This is a genomic window from Hydrogenophaga sp. 5NK40-0174, from assembly GCF_040372165.1.
Lineage (GTDB): Bacteria > Pseudomonadota > Gammaproteobacteria > Burkholderiales > Burkholderiaceae_C > Hydrogenophaga.
Genome location: NZ_BAABWG010000003.1, coordinates 589,595 through 602,006, shown reverse-complemented (window position 1 = coordinate 602,006; position 12,412 = coordinate 589,595). Strand labels below are relative to the sequence as shown.

General features: G+C 58.2%; 19 protein-coding genes. 3 read left to right on the top strand and 16 right to left on the bottom strand.

Features of this window, described 5'->3' with window-relative positions:
* Window positions 1-5: 5 nt before the first annotated feature.
* Complete coding sequence (locus tag ABWV89_RS12415) at window positions 6-386, bottom strand: hypothetical protein (protein ID WP_353397127.1); 381 nt, start codon at window positions 384-386, stop codon at window positions 6-8.
* Between the two features lie 379 nt (window positions 387-765).
* On the opposite strand from ABWV89_RS12415, the gene ABWV89_RS12410 reads away from it, so the two are divergent.
* Window positions 766-2,076: an NAD(P)/FAD-dependent oxidoreductase gene (locus tag ABWV89_RS12410; RefSeq protein ID WP_353397532.1), complete on the top strand. Its 1,311-nt coding sequence runs from the start codon at window positions 766-768 to the stop codon at window positions 2,074-2,076.
* A gap of 50 nt (window positions 2,077-2,126) precedes the next feature.
* Here the strand turns inward: ABWV89_RS12410 and ABWV89_RS12405 are convergent, their stop codons facing one another.
* From ABWV89_RS12405 to ABWV89_RS12335, 15 genes are all read right to left on the bottom strand, one after another.
* Window positions 2,127-2,567 (bottom strand): GFA family protein, encoded by a 441-nt coding sequence (locus ABWV89_RS12405; RefSeq protein ID WP_353397125.1) that lies wholly within the window; start codon window positions 2,565-2,567, stop codon window positions 2,127-2,129.
* Window positions 2,568-2,639: 72 nt separating this feature from the next.
* Window positions 2,640-3,014, bottom strand: coding sequence for a hypothetical protein (locus ABWV89_RS12400; protein ID WP_353397123.1), 375 nt, complete (start codon window positions 3,012-3,014; stop codon window positions 2,640-2,642).
* 21 nt (window positions 3,015-3,035) lie between these two features.
* Window positions 3,036-3,587, bottom strand: coding sequence for a hypothetical protein (locus tag ABWV89_RS12395; protein ID WP_353397121.1), 552 nt, complete (start codon window positions 3,585-3,587; stop codon window positions 3,036-3,038).
* A gap of 129 nt (window positions 3,588-3,716) precedes the next feature.
* Window positions 3,717-4,040: a hypothetical protein gene (locus tag ABWV89_RS12390; protein ID WP_353397119.1), complete on the bottom strand. Its 324-nt coding sequence runs from the start codon at window positions 4,038-4,040 to the stop codon at window positions 3,717-3,719.
* Window positions 4,041-4,045: 5 nt separating this feature from the next.
* On the bottom strand, window positions 4,046-4,366 hold the full coding sequence (locus tag ABWV89_RS12385) for a hypothetical protein (RefSeq protein WP_353397118.1): 321 nt from the start codon (window positions 4,364-4,366) through the stop codon (window positions 4,046-4,048).
* Between the two features lie 87 nt (window positions 4,367-4,453).
* Window positions 4,454-4,996 carry a demethoxyubiquinone hydroxylase family protein gene (locus tag ABWV89_RS12380; protein WP_353397116.1) on the bottom strand — a complete coding sequence of 181 codons (543 nt, stop codon included), beginning with the start codon at window positions 4,994-4,996 and terminating at the stop codon, window positions 4,454-4,456.
* A 96-nt stretch (window positions 4,997-5,092) separates the two neighbouring features.
* Window positions 5,093-5,599, bottom strand: coding sequence for a YcxB family protein (locus ABWV89_RS12375; protein ID WP_353397115.1), 507 nt, complete (start codon window positions 5,597-5,599; stop codon window positions 5,093-5,095).
* A gap of 88 nt (window positions 5,600-5,687) precedes the next feature.
* Window positions 5,688-5,927 carry a hypothetical protein gene (locus tag ABWV89_RS12370; protein ID WP_353397113.1) on the bottom strand — a complete coding sequence of 80 codons (240 nt, stop codon included), beginning with the start codon at window positions 5,925-5,927 and terminating at the stop codon, window positions 5,688-5,690.
* A gap of 4 nt (window positions 5,928-5,931) precedes the next feature.
* Window positions 5,932-6,375, bottom strand: coding sequence for a hypothetical protein (locus tag ABWV89_RS12365; protein ID WP_353397111.1), 444 nt, complete (start codon window positions 6,373-6,375; stop codon window positions 5,932-5,934).
* Between the two features lie 91 nt (window positions 6,376-6,466).
* Window positions 6,467-6,982, bottom strand: a complete 516-nt coding sequence (locus ABWV89_RS12360; protein WP_353397109.1) for a GNAT family N-acetyltransferase — start codon at window positions 6,980-6,982, stop codon at window positions 6,467-6,469.
* A gap of 179 nt (window positions 6,983-7,161) precedes the next feature.
* Window positions 7,162-7,647 carry an SMI1/KNR4 family protein gene (locus ABWV89_RS12355; RefSeq protein ID WP_353397107.1) on the bottom strand — a complete coding sequence of 162 codons (486 nt, stop codon included), beginning with the start codon at window positions 7,645-7,647 and terminating at the stop codon, window positions 7,162-7,164.
* A 520-nt stretch (window positions 7,648-8,167) separates the two neighbouring features.
* Window positions 8,168-8,536, bottom strand: coding sequence for a hypothetical protein (locus tag ABWV89_RS12350; RefSeq protein ID WP_353397105.1), 369 nt, complete (start codon window positions 8,534-8,536; stop codon window positions 8,168-8,170).
* Complete coding sequence (locus ABWV89_RS12345) at window positions 8,523-9,014, bottom strand: hypothetical protein (protein ID WP_353397103.1); 492 nt, start codon at window positions 9,012-9,014, stop codon at window positions 8,523-8,525. Before ABWV89_RS12345 ends, ABWV89_RS12350 begins: the two co-directional genes overlap by 14 nt.
* 129 nt (window positions 9,015-9,143) lie before the next feature.
* Window positions 9,144-9,665, bottom strand: a complete 522-nt coding sequence (locus ABWV89_RS12340; RefSeq protein ID WP_353397101.1) for a hypothetical protein — start codon at window positions 9,663-9,665, stop codon at window positions 9,144-9,146.
* Between the two features lie 305 nt (window positions 9,666-9,970).
* On the bottom strand, window positions 9,971-10,861 hold the full coding sequence (locus ABWV89_RS12335; RefSeq protein ID WP_353397099.1) for a LysR family transcriptional regulator: 891 nt from the start codon (window positions 10,859-10,861) through the stop codon (window positions 9,971-9,973).
* 210 nt (window positions 10,862-11,071) lie between these two features.
* On the opposite strand from ABWV89_RS12335, the gene ABWV89_RS12330 reads away from it, so the two are divergent.
* Window positions 11,072-11,425: an HPF/RaiA family ribosome-associated protein gene (locus ABWV89_RS12330; protein WP_353397097.1), complete on the top strand. Its 354-nt coding sequence runs from the start codon at window positions 11,072-11,074 to the stop codon at window positions 11,423-11,425.
* Between the two features lie 234 nt (window positions 11,426-11,659).
* Entirely contained in the window at window positions 11,660-12,367 is a 708-nt protein-coding gene (locus ABWV89_RS12325) for a Bax inhibitor-1/YccA family protein (protein WP_353397095.1), read from the top strand.
* Window positions 12,368-12,412 lie beyond the last annotated feature (45 nt).

The following is a 12,412-nucleotide window of genomic DNA, read 5'->3' as shown; positions in this document are numbered from 1 at the left end:
GTGCGTCAACCCTTCTTGCCCAGCTCCCACTGGCCGCCGCCTCTTTCGCACGTCTTCTTCATGAACGCCATGTCGTTCTCGTAGAGGTACGAGACGTATGGCATCGGGCCGCCCGATGGGGTTTTCAGTCCACGACAAACAGCCTTGAAATCCGCCGGGCAGGCAGCAACGTACTCCGTGCTGGCTTTCAGCATGTCGTCTGCCGGTGGTTCGCACACCTCTTTGAAAGCTGATGCAGACAGGCTCTTGTTCTCGATGCAGGTCTTGGTGTTTCCATACTCGGATTGGGTCACCACCACACACTTGTCGCCTGCAGCGCTTGCCAGGCTGCAAGACAGTCCCACTGCAATGGTCAAAGTCCAACGCACCACATCACAACGATTCATTTGTCTGCCTTTCAAGAGTAGAGGTTTAAGTTTCGCAGCATCGAAGCTCCTGAGCGACCGTAGCACACCCTCGTGACGGGTGCTGTATTCGAGTGCAGCTTCTGACAGTCAGGGATGTGCGGAGTGCGCCGTCATGTGCCACCGAACACCGCTTGCTTTCCGCAGCCGACTGGCTCGTTTTGCGAATACTGCACCTGGTGCGGCCTGATGCTGCTTCGCGGACAGTGCAGTTCCGTTATCTTGTGGCTCAGGCCAACACCGAGCCACAGGAGTCGCCGTGGACAGCACCACACCAACCACCCCCACCCCCTCATCATCATCATCATCAGACAACATCTCCGCCACCGATCCGTTCAACGTGGAGGGACCCGATGCTGGCCTGCACCAGGTCGTCATCGTTGGAGGGGGCGCAGGCGGACTGGAACTGGCGACCCGCGCAGGTGACAAGCTCGGCAAGAAGCGCAAGGCAGCCATCACGCTGATCGAAAAATCCCAAAGTCATTTCTGGAAGCCGCACCTGCATGAGATCGCGGCCGGCAGCATGGACCTGGGCACTTACGAGATCAACCACCTGGCCCAGTCGTTCTGGCATGGCTACCGCTACCGCTACGGCGAAGTCGTCGCCATCGACCGCGAGAAGCAAACCGTCACCACCGCGCCCTACATCGACGAGAGCGGCGAGCAAGTGATTGCCCCGCGCGTTTTCCGATACGACACGCTCATCATCGGCATCGGCAGCCTGACCAATGATTTCGGTACACCTGGCGTCAAAGAACACGCCATTGCACTGGAAACGCCCAAGCAGGCTGCGCGTTTTCACCGCCGCCTGGTCAACGCCTGCATTCGCGCCCATGCGCAAGATGCGCCGCTGCGGCCCGGTCAGCTCACTGTGGCGATCATCGGTGCCGGCGCCACCGGTGTGGAGCTGGCCGCCGAACTGCACAAGACTACACGCACGCTGGTGTCCTACGGCCTGGACCGCATCGACCCCGGGCAAGACATCCGGATCGTGCTCATCGAAGCCGCGCCGCGCATCCTGCCCGCCGTGCCCGAGCGGGTGTCTGACTCCGCCATGCGCCTGCTCGGCGACATTGGTGTGGAAGTGCGCTGTGGTGCACCGGTGGCTGAGGTCTTGCCTGACGGCCTGCGCTTTGCCAGCGGCGAGGTCATGCCGGCAGAGCTGGTGGTCTGGGCAGCCGGCGTGAAGGCGCCGGAAATGCTCAAGGACTTTGGCGGGCTGGAATCCAACCGCATCAACCAGCTGGTGGTGGAGCCTACGCTGCAAACCACGCGCGACCCGAACGTTTTTGCCTTGGGCGATTGCGCGGCCTGCGCCTGGTTGGGCAAAGACAAAGGCGTGAATGTGCCACCCCGCGCCCAGGCCGCCCACCAGCAGGCCTCGCACATGTACCGCCAGATCGTTGCCCGCCTGGAAGGCAAGCCGCTCAAGCCCTGGCACTACCGGGATTTCGGCTCACTGGTTTCGCTGGGCAAGTACTCCACCGTGGGCAATCTGATGGGTGGCGTGGTCGGTGGCAATCTGTGGGTAGAAGGCCTGTTCGCGCGCCTGATGTATGTCTCTCTCTACAAGATGCACGAACTGGCGCTGCACGGCTTCACCAAGGTCGCACTCGACACCCTGGCCCGCCTGATCACAAGGCGAACCGAGCCGCATGTGAAGCTGCACTGAATGCCGGGTTAAAGCCCTTCACTCTTCACCCTTCACCCTTTGACGCTGGGTCAGGGCGCGTCACCCGGTGGGGCCATCACTGGGCTGGCGAGCCCTTCTTCGTGCATGGGCACAGCGTCGATGTCACCCAGCCAGGGCATGGCCGAATGCCCCCAAATCTGCACCTTTGGCGAGAGCTGCACGCGCTCATTGATACACCCAACCCGCAGGTTCAACACCTCGGGCGCATCATTGGCATCAGCCGCATACAGCTGGGTGCCACAAGTGCTGCAAAAGGTCTGCGCGCGCCGCGTACCGCTCGCCGCCGTCTTGACGTAAGTGCTGTACTCGCCTGTGATGTCCACGTTCTCCGAAGGCGTGGGCAACACCGCCCGGTACGGCGCCCCGGAGAACACCTGGCAGTCCGCGCAGTGGCAAGCGATCACGCGCGCCGGATCGATCAGCGCAGTGAAAGACACCGCACCGCAATGGCATTGACCTGTCACTTTCATGTTGTCTCCTGAAGTTTGAATCTGCGATGGCAAGGAACAAGGGGCGACGTCTGTACCTCAGTGCCGAGTCGTTCAGTAGCCGTGCCCCTTCGGCGGAATAGCCACCACCTGCCAATCATCTTCATAGAGAACGGTACCCAAATGGGTGGACTTGAGTACCTCGACGTGCAGACCATGCAGTTCCAGAATGCGCTTGAGGCCCCACATCTTGGAAATAGCATCGACCGCATTCGGTTTGAACCAACTGATCGCCCTGCGGCTCTCCGCCTTCTTCAACACCTGGGGAATTGCCAAATTCTCATTGAACCACACCAGGCAAGTACGCAGTTCCTCATGCTCTTCAACTGACAAATCGCCTTCGTCGCGAAGCTGATGAGCCGCGACCAAAATTCCCGTTCTGGACCCGGAATCCGTGTCTCTCGCCAGAATGCTGAACCGTATGAACATGGCCGCGCTCAGGCTCGCGCCTCACTGCTCATCTTCTGGGCGCAGCGGCGTGCGTATCCACTCAAATGCATCCAGAACAGACTTGGCTTGCGTGTCGAACTCGCTGCGGTATTCATGCACATGGGTGCCCAGCGCGGGCAATAGCCCCTCGGAGAAGCCCCTGGAGAGGAACACAGCCTCGAAGCGTTCCAGCGGCCCGTAGGCAAAAAGTTGGTTGTGGCGGTCCCAGACGATCGTGGCCTGAGACGACGGTGAGTGCACCCAAAAATCGAATCGCGCATCCGCGCCCAGGTAGTCTCCGAACCGGGACACGAAGTCTTCCGCAACCTCTGCCGACACTGATGGGCTCTGATACCGGCCTGGCTCGCCCTCACCTCGCGGCGTGTGCAAGATGTAGAGCAGGAAAAACGGCGGCTCCAACACCTTCATCAGTGCCAGCAACAGACCCACATCGCCACCGGGAACACACGACGTCAGTCGTTCGGTACTCGCAGCGGTGGTCTCGCGGCAGAACACAGCGGGCGTTTCCAATGGCACCGCTTTTCCGTCAACAAGACGAGCGACTTTCAGCAAGTCAAACCTCCTAAGTGTGGAACCGAAGTTCCGGAATCTACTGGCCAGCGAGGAACCAGATGGCATGCCCGATCCAGGCCAGAAAGGCATCGGATCTGGGAGGGCTCAAAGCACAAGCTCGACCCTTTTTCAGGGGATGCTCTCATTGCTTTCTCCCAGCGCCTTTCCTATGGCCAGCCTCATGCACTCCTGGAAGGTAAAGGGCGGACTCCGACCATCATGATCTTCAATGGAAATGACGCGAACACTGTATTGCCCGTCCTTGCCGAAGGCGTCCAATGCAGACCTCGCCCCTATCTCCAGACAAACACGAGTGCGTGCCTCATCTCCGTTGACATGGGCGCCGTCCCAGATGACGAGTTCACCCATTGCGGGGACCAATTCGATCTCCAGGGACCCGTTGGCTTGACCACGACAGGAGAACCTCTTAAAGCCTGCAGCTGCTACTTTCATGAACATCATCCTCCGGCGCCTCGAAGCAGGGAAAGAACTTCTTCATCGCAATGCATGGCCTTCGCAATGTTGTCCTGGCGCAACCACTCAGCCATACGCTGATCCGGATCCAGAAAGCTGAGCCGAACCAGCTGAATCAAAACACCCTTGTCGGGTTCTTGCCGCAGCCAGTAATGAAATGCGCCGTTTCTATAGTGCTCGGAGGCTGCCTCGCTCCCAGGCTCATACTCGCCCATCTGAACATGTATCACCTCTTCAGGCAGCATGCCCCAGAGCACCCACTCTTCGGGGTACCGCATGAGTTGCACAAACTCCTCCTCGGTCATGCACTTTCTTTCTCGCTCACTACATTCTGGCATCAGGAAATCACTCTATTTCTTGAGCACGAAGTGAAGCCGGCGACGCCCTGCACTTCACAAGCGCATTCCCAACCAAATGACAGTCTCTGTCGACGCCTCAACCACGGGCGAGAGAATGCGATCCAAGAGCCGTCCCTTCCGCACATGCGCCGCTGAAAGGTCATGGTGCTGCTGTTCATCGTCGACAATCGCCATCACAGCACGCGCTGCCGCCTCATCAGTGGGGTGCAACTCTTTGAGCTGGTGCTCCAAGTGCCTGAGCATCACCCGCTCCACCGCGACAGTTGTGACTGCAATGGCACTGCGACCGAGCAGCGCACTGATGAATCCGAGCGCAAACCCTCCGATTCCGCATAAGTGAAAGCTACGGCACCTGCGCACTCCGCGTCGAAGGAGCTCCGACTCAAATATCGACCGGTGACGGCGTTCGTGCGACTGGAATTCGGTCAACTCCGGGATCAGGTCCCGCGCGATGAGTCTGGCCACCAGAAGTTGCCCAGCGTAGATGTTCACTGCGCCATGTTCGCCAGCGTGGTTGACCTTGAGGACTCTTTCGGCAAATCCCTCGGCCTTTCGACAGGTGTGCAACGGGTTCATTCGCTTGAACATCTCTTAGAGCCCTGCTGAAGAAAGTGAGCACGTAGAGTTCCTCCAAACAGCAAGAAGACGCAAGACGCTGGCAAAGAGAATGCGTCAAGCATCACGATAATCACCCACATTGGAGCGCACCAGCTTCTGTGCAACCTCAAGCGTTGTTGGCTCAAGGGCCGCCGAATCTGGCAGCCAGTTGAACATACCCGGGCCTTGGAAGAGAAGCACGCCGTCACGAAAGCGACGGGCTTTTGTGAAAGCTGACCATGCGATCTGTGAATCGCTGCTTCTTCCAACGATGCGCACGCCACCATCCGAAAGCGAGAGAACAATGTTGTCGCCGTGATACGGGGAATTTCGAAATCGCCTGCGAATGAGCCAAGCGTCAATTGGCCAACCAAGCACAAGGGCGAACAGCACTGCTCCGAAGAGTCCTGCAAGGGCCGGAACACCCATATAGATCGCAACGAGCATTGGGATGGCAAAAGCTGCCGCCAATACCCACTTCAGCGCGAGAAAGAGACGACGCCACCAAATCTGCTGCCGATAGCGGAGAAGAGAGGTGAGCAGATGATCCTCAGAGAACTCGAATCTGTATTCAGCTTGCATAGAAGAGGCCAGCCTGTGGCATTTGAGATCTAACCCTCATGATCTTCATGACACTCTGACCGGGTCCGCTGTGTTGTGCGCAAGCCCACTAGCCATGAAAGCGAAGCCCGGGAAAAAACAAACCGACAAGAAACCAGATGGCGTGACCGATCCAGCAAAACAGCACGTAGAACTTGATTTGCTCGGCAGTCCATTCAATGGACATCAACCAGTCAATGAAAAACAGGGAGCGCCATCCTTCCATCCACTCGGCCCCGCCCCAGCGAAGCACCCAGAGACAGAACAGACAGTCCGCCGCGAACAGAAGAATCCAGGCTGGATACCCCATGGCTTCAGTCCCTGTGCTGCACGGCGTGCGTCAGTGGTGCGCCACGGTCACCGCACGTGCGTGCAAACCGTGGTGTGGTTTCAGTTGTGCTGCTCATCCATCGCTCCCGTCTTGTCTTGTCTTGATATGCCGATATCAGTGATGCCATCGCGCTTTTTGAGAAGCCAGCTGGACTCGCAACGTCACCCTCACATCCCCACTGTTCAAACGTGAGAACACCCATTTTGCACAGGTGCCGCAATGGCAGGTATGCCAGCAAGCCGGCAGCCACCAGCAAGATCGTCAGAAACAGCATGAAATAGAGCGCGCCGACAAGCTCGGTGCCGAAAGCGGAAATCGGGCTATCTGACTTGACCATGCTGTACACGAGCGCCAGTGGCAAGGCGACCAGCGAAGCGGCAACTCGAGTCATTCCCAATAGTTTGATGTAGACAAGAAATGGCGGCATGTTGTTCTCCCTCTGTGTCTTCAGAAACAGGTCGTGCTCTTTTCTCAGTGGGTTTGAGGTTGAGGCTTCGACAAACGACAAGACGTGGCTCTCAGAACTCTTTGATGGGGGCGCTTTGAAGCTCAAGGGTCATGAAGACGCTATAGGGATCAAGCCTGTATTCTCCGAAGGGTCCGCACTCTTGGAACCCCGCGCTCTCATAGAGCCGGTGGGCTGCCTGGAATGTCTGCGCGGGGCCCGTCTCAAGGCTGACGCGCTTGTACCCCCGGCTGCGGGCTTCTTCCAGAATGCACTCCAGCAACGCGCGTCCAGCGCCTCTTCCGCGCAATGCTGCCGGTGTGCGCATGGACTTGATCTCGCCGTGATCAGGGCCAATCGCCTTGAGCGCACCGCATCCGATCAGCACGCCCTCTTCCCGGGCTGACCAGAAGGTGATGCCGGGCGCTTTCAGTGCCCCTACATCGAGCGCGTGCACGCTCTCTGGCGGCGAGAGTTCATGCATATGTCGCATGTGCTCATCCAGCAGCCCAAGCACATCAGCCCGGGCGGGGTCATCCTTTTCAATCTGAATTGTCCGCACGGCCGCGGCGGTTCCTGTCGTTGTCATTTTCTTCTCCCTTGGGGTCCCTACCGTTCACTGCAAGTTGGTCAGTTTGCCGGAACATTGCCCTAGACATCGTGACAACCGGCAAAGGACGTTGGGCCTTCTGGGATTCTTGGGGTCAGATCCAAACAGCACACAACATCAGTTTGCAACTGTGGATATTGCGTCCTCGCCCTCAAAGCTCACTCCTTCTTCTTTCGGGCGGATTCCCACACCGCCATTACCAACGATTCCAGGCTTTCGTGCTCCACGGATCGATCATCAGCGTCGTGCCAGTAGGCGATGAGTCTGCCACGGTCAGCTTCCGCGGTTTCGTACATCAGGTAGTCTCCGGCGCCGTTGTAGAAGATGGGCAGCCATGTCGGCGAGATCGGAGGCTTGACATCCTCCTCCGGGTCATTGAGGAAATCCCAGGCGTCCAACACTTCCTCAACCGAGAGGAAGCTTCGGTTGTCGTTCTGATTGAGCGAGTAGCCGCCGCCCTGCCCGTCATGCCACCGGTAGAGCATCGCCAGGTCTTCGGGCAAGGCCTGGCATTCGAGCAGCGACTCAAGCGCCTGAAGCCGCTCCTCCGTTACTGACGGCTGCAAGGAAGCGTGCACCTCGGGGAAGTGGACTTGCAGTTCTGCATCCACTTTTTCGAGCAGATCTTTCATGGGTTCCGACATGATTTCCTCCCTTATCGACGGCCCAGCCCAAGCGATCACTTCACGCAAAGAAGGCTCAGGGGGCCGGCACTTGTCATTCGACACGCTCTTGCAGGCAACAGTGAACCGCCCCGGGAATCGTGGGGGCCAGTTTTGTGCTTTGCCTCTTGACGTTGGGTCTGGGGCCGAAGCAAAAGACAAGACCTGACCCTCACGACGAAGACCAGCGAAGCCGTGAAAAAATGTCGCCTTGACGCTCGGCGGTGCAACTGCAACCATGACAGCTCCGCACAGTGCGGCGAGGCATGCGATCAGAATACGAGCAGTGAGCGACATAAAGGTCCTGCAGAATTCAGGATCCGGTCTTGTGTTTTTCCACTTGACGTTGGTGCTGAGGCAAAAGACAAGACCTGACCCTCACGCCCATCTGCAAGCTCTGGCCTCAGCGTTCGCCTCTTGCTGCGTCACGTTGCGGCAGAAGCAAAAGACACGACCTGGCCCTCATGACTTCTCATGGTTTCTCATGACTTTCGGTGGCAGCTTATACGTCGTCCTTCTCTGGTGCCCCCAGATAATCTTGGTTAGACATAGCTTCTTTCAACTCTCTCAACTTCTGAGGAATTCCTTGTGCATAGCGCTTCGCTGCGATAAACAACAGATTCATTCGATCGAAGTCTGAGTCGCCTGCATCGACATACCAAGAGTCAATTGTGGTCCCCGTCATGTCATTTAAAGCAAAGGCCACAAAGGCTTCATCCGTATGCTCGTCAGTCCCGCTCCAAAGTTTGAATCCGCTTTTATCAACTTGAACTTCAATGCCGAAGCGCGTCCTCTTCCAATGAACACGTCCACTGTTGGTTTTCTCTAGCAATGTGGTGACTATGTCTTTGTAGTCGTTAGGAATTGGCATTGTTGGCTCCGCTGGCAGCAGCTTTCGCTGCCAAAGATGTGAATTCAGTATGCAAGCGAGCGACAGAATGTAAAAGTGCGGCTCGCTCTTCAGAAGCAATTCTGTTCACCAGGGCGGCGGTTTCAAGTCGCTCATGGACCTCTCTTGCTTCACGATGAGCTTGTTCCCAAGCCACCGTACTAGCTATGGCTTGGCTATGCGGGTCATGTCCGTACCGCGCCATAGCATCTCGAAGCTCAAAAGCTGCATGCGCCGCTGGAGCGAGAGTTCTTCCATGAAGTACTCGCAACAGCTCTCGAGATCTGGAACAAACCTCGTGCATCTTGGTTGCAGCTTCAAAGCGCTGGATTGAAGATACCGCCTGCGAGGCGGCATCTTTGGCGGCTTCGGCGGCTTCTCTCGTTTTATGCAGCTGCCGCAAGGTTATGACCAAGCCAACTACCCCTAGCAGCAAACCGATTGCGTCTACCGTTTCCATTTGCTGAGCATATCTGAGTGTGATCTAGGAGGCTCAACGGCCTAACGCCAAACTTCTCCCGCATACCTGCCGGAGCGAAGCGGAGGCGGGCACGTCGCCTGGAAGGTGTGGTTCAGCATCATGTGACAACTAGACTTCGACCGAGTAGGCGGGTAAGGCTGGGTAGATTGGAAATGGCTTTGCAATGTGACTTACTCGATTCATATCTGCCAGTGCGTGACTGAGTATGTGCATGTAGCGCTGTCTTGAGACGTCTTGAATCTCCTTTCTTGAAATCTCAGACATGCCATCAAGATTAGGAAGTTGCATCTTCATGACGTGAGCCCGCACCTCCGGACTCTCGAATGTGAGACCAGCGAGAAGCTTGTGCGCAAAGGTGTTGCGAACTCTAAGGATTAGGCGAATATTCGAAGCTGTGGGGTCGGTTACTAAGCCAAGGGCAATAGCGCTTTCGAGTCCTTGGCGCAGCCGACCAGGTGGCATGAAGTGGCGGGCGCTTACATCCTTAGTCGGTACCACCTTTTCAAACAAGGCCCCTAAGGTTTCTTCGATCAGGCATACGGTGAGCACCGCGCAGCCGCGATCAGACTCAGCTAGGAATTCTTTGTGGAGCTTTTTGCTAAGCTCGCTGCCCACTGATACGTCCTTCATGGTGCCCAACTAGAAAGACATGGCACCCAAGTGCCCGATAACATGGGCGCGGCTGGATAACATGGTCATCGCTTCCTCCCTAAACGCTGACAATTCGACCAAGGCCTAGGCCCGAGTAGCGCAGCCATCCGACGGCGCCAATCAAATGTACAAGTCGGCAATCCCAATACACCGCCAACTTGAGTGGTGTGACTCCCCCACTCTAAGCCACTTCACCCCAATACCCCCGCGTACCGCTTCAGATTCACGCCATGTGAGCCTCCTACGCAACAGCAGATCGCACCAGAGCGGGCCCCAACACACCCTCACCCCACCTCCACCGTCAACATCCGCTGTACCAACGGATGCTGCACCCGCCTTGCCGTGCCAATCGCAAAGAAGTGCTCTTCCACCCCGTCGCACTCGCCCACCCACACCAGCCCATAAGACTGTTTGATCTGCTCGCGCATGCGCACGGGCGCGGGCAGCAGGCCCATGCCGGACGCGGCAAAGGTGGTGAGCAAGGCGCTGTCTTCGAACTCACCCGCCAGATTCGGGTTCACGCCATGGCGTTCGAACCATTGGTCCAGCCGCAGGCGGATGGTGGAGTGGCTGGTGGGGAGCAGCACGGGCACTTCGCTCAGTGAATGCGGAAAATTCTTGCGGGCCGCCTTGGCCAGTGCCGCGGGTGCGAACCAGCCCATGGCCCATGAGCCCAGGGCGTGACTGTACAGGCGCAGATTGGGGTTGGCCGGGGCGGGCCTGTCGGCCAGCACGACGTCCATGCGGTGCAGGGCCAGGTCGGCCAGCAAGTCGTCGAACTCGCCTTCCTGGCATTGAAGCCGCAAGCCCGGCTCGGCCACCACGGGGGCGAGCAGGTCGCGCACGGCGAGCTTGGGCAGGCCGTCGGAAATGCCCACCGTCAGGCGCATGAGGCCGCCCTGGCTGGCGGCGTCGCGCACGGCGGAGGGCAACTGCTCGCCGATCTGAAAGATTTGCTCGGCCAGTTGCAGCGCGGCTTCACCGGCTTCGGTCAGTGCCAGGCCACGGCCCACGGGTTTGAACAAGGCGTGGCCGAGGTCGTGCTCGAGCTGGCGCACCTGTGCGCTGATGGTTTGCACCGCCATGTCGAGCCGGGCGGCAGCGTGCGACATACCGCCTTCCTTGGCGGCCACCCAGAAGTAATAGAGGTGCTTGTAGTTGAAGGGTGTGTTCATGGCGGTGGGCGGGATGTAGAAGTTCCCTGGTTTTCTCTGAAGATGATTTCGTCATTCTCTGCTTTTTCCGATTGGAGTGCAGACCTAAGGTGAAACCGTGTTGGACGCTTTGATGGACCGAAGAAGGCTCTCTTTGCATTTCTTCTCCACCATGAAAGCCTTCAGCGGTTTTGGTTTTGTTTTGAACGAAGCAAGAAGGAGATCACCACCATGCAAGTTCGCATTGAGTCCCGCAGCCCCCAGCAGTCCGAGCAATGGCGCACCCATGTGGAGCAGCGCGTGCGTTTTGCCTTGCGCCGTTTGCGCGGCCAGGTGCAGCGGGTGCATGTCCGGCTGGATGACATCAACGGCCCGCGCGGTGGGCGCGACATGCGTTGCCAGGTTTCGGTGCTGACGGACGGGCACGGCACGCTGGTGGGCCAGGCCACGCGGCTGAGCTTTGGGCCGGCGCTGGAAGCCGCACTCAAGCGGGTGACGGATTCGCTGGTGAAGCAGTGGCAGAAGCAGAAGCGCTACGGGCGCGAGACTTTGCGGCTGTCGTTTGACGATGCTGCGCCGGCATGAATGAGGTTTAATCTGCCGAATTCAATTCGGTTTTTTAGGATGAATGCTTCTTTATTTTCTGCTTTTTCCTCACACCTTTGACCGGTAGATTCAACATTCAGGTGACGCTTCTTCTCTCGCCAACCCGTCCGGATTGACCCGCAGCAGAGGCGTCACAGTTTTTTAGCTCTCTCTTTTTCACTTTCTCTCTTTCTTTTTCTCTGTTTCAACAGGCTTCCCTCAGGAGAACTCGACATGGCACAAACCGATCGCATTTATCCCGTCGGTGACCGGCAGCCAAGCCGGGGCGCCGGTGGCTATTCCTCTCTGGCCGTGGACCGGCCGGAAGCAGCGCGCGTGCTGCGCAACACGTACGCTCTGCTCTCGCTCACCTTGTTGTTCGCAGCAGCGACGGCCAGTGCGGCTGTGGCGTTTGCGCTGCCTGCGCCGGGCCTGATCATCACCCTGGTGGGCTACTTTGGCTTGCTGTTTGCAGTGACCAAACTGCGCAACTCGGGCTGGGCGATTCCAGCGGTGTTTGCGCTGACAGGCTTCATGGGCTACACGCTCGGCCCCATCCTGAGCTACACGCTGGCCCTCCCCGGCGGCGCCGGCACCATTGCCGCTGCGCTGGGCGCCACGGGCGCGACCTTCCTGGCGCTGTCAGGCTATGTGCTGGTGACGCGCAAGGACATGAGCTTCATGGGCGGCTTTCTGTTCGCCGGCATGATCGTGGCGATCATCATGGGCATCGTGGCCTATGTGTTCTCCATGCCGGCGCTGGCCCTGGGTGTCTCGGCCGTGGTGGCACTGCTCTCGGTGGGTTTGATCCTGTTCGAGACCAGCCGCATCGTCAACGGCGGTGAGACCAACTACGTGATGGCCACGGTGGGCCTGTTTGTCTCGCTGTTCAATCTGTTCACGAGCCTGCTGCACCTGTTTGGCTTTGCCTCTTCGGACTGACGGCCAGAAGCATTCACACTCTCACTGGCCTTCATGGGGTAGGGG

Excerpts from the sequence above, each read along its gene's own strand:
- ABWV89_RS12375 (WP_353397115.1), bottom strand. The coding sequence starts at position 5,599 with ATGCAAGCTGAATACAGATTCGAGTTCTCTGAGGATCATCTGCTCACC.
- ABWV89_RS12380 (WP_353397116.1), bottom strand. The coding sequence starts at position 4,996 with ATGAACCCGTTGCACACCTGTCGAAAGGCCGAGGGATTTGCCGAAAGA.
- ABWV89_RS12340 (WP_353397101.1), bottom strand. The coding sequence starts at position 9,665 with ATGAAGGACGTATCAGTGGGCAGCGAGCTTAGCAAAAAGCTCCACAAA.
- ABWV89_RS12360 (WP_353397109.1), bottom strand. The coding sequence starts at position 6,982 with ATGACAACGACAGGAACCGCCGCGGCCGTGCGGACAATTCAGATTGAA.
- ABWV89_RS12335 (WP_353397099.1), bottom strand. The coding sequence starts at position 10,861 with ATGAACACACCCTTCAACTACAAGCACCTCTATTACTTCTGGGTGGCC.
- ABWV89_RS12350 (WP_353397105.1), bottom strand. The coding sequence starts at position 8,536 with ATGCCAATTCCTAACGACTACAAAGACATAGTCACCACATTGCTAGAG.
- ABWV89_RS12355 (WP_353397107.1), bottom strand. The coding sequence starts at position 7,647 with ATGTCGGAACCCATGAAAGATCTGCTCGAAAAAGTGGATGCAGAACTG.
- ABWV89_RS12405 (WP_353397125.1), bottom strand. The coding sequence starts at position 2,567 with ATGAAAGTGACAGGTCAATGCCATTGCGGTGCGGTGTCTTTCACTGCG.
- ABWV89_RS12370 (WP_353397113.1), bottom strand. The coding sequence starts at position 5,927 with ATGGGGTATCCAGCCTGGATTCTTCTGTTCGCGGCGGACTGTCTGTTC.
- ABWV89_RS12385 (WP_353397118.1), bottom strand. The coding sequence starts at position 4,366 with ATGACCGAGGAGGAGTTTGTGCAACTCATGCGGTACCCCGAAGAGTGG.
- ABWV89_RS12330 (WP_353397097.1), top strand. The coding sequence starts at position 11,072 with ATGCAAGTTCGCATTGAGTCCCGCAGCCCCCAGCAGTCCGAGCAATGG.
- ABWV89_RS12415 (WP_353397127.1), bottom strand. The coding sequence starts at position 386 with ATGAATCGTTGTGATGTGGTGCGTTGGACTTTGACCATTGCAGTGGGA.
- ABWV89_RS12390 (WP_353397119.1), bottom strand. The coding sequence starts at position 4,040 with ATGAAAGTAGCAGCTGCAGGCTTTAAGAGGTTCTCCTGTCGTGGTCAA.
- ABWV89_RS12345 (WP_353397103.1), bottom strand. The coding sequence starts at position 9,014 with ATGGAAACGGTAGACGCAATCGGTTTGCTGCTAGGGGTAGTTGGCTTG.
- ABWV89_RS12365 (WP_353397111.1), bottom strand. The coding sequence starts at position 6,375 with ATGCCGCCATTTCTTGTCTACATCAAACTATTGGGAATGACTCGAGTT.
- ABWV89_RS12400 (WP_353397123.1), bottom strand. The coding sequence starts at position 3,014 with ATGTTCATACGGTTCAGCATTCTGGCGAGAGACACGGATTCCGGGTCC.
- ABWV89_RS12325 (WP_353397095.1), top strand. The coding sequence starts at position 11,660 with ATGGCACAAACCGATCGCATTTATCCCGTCGGTGACCGGCAGCCAAGC.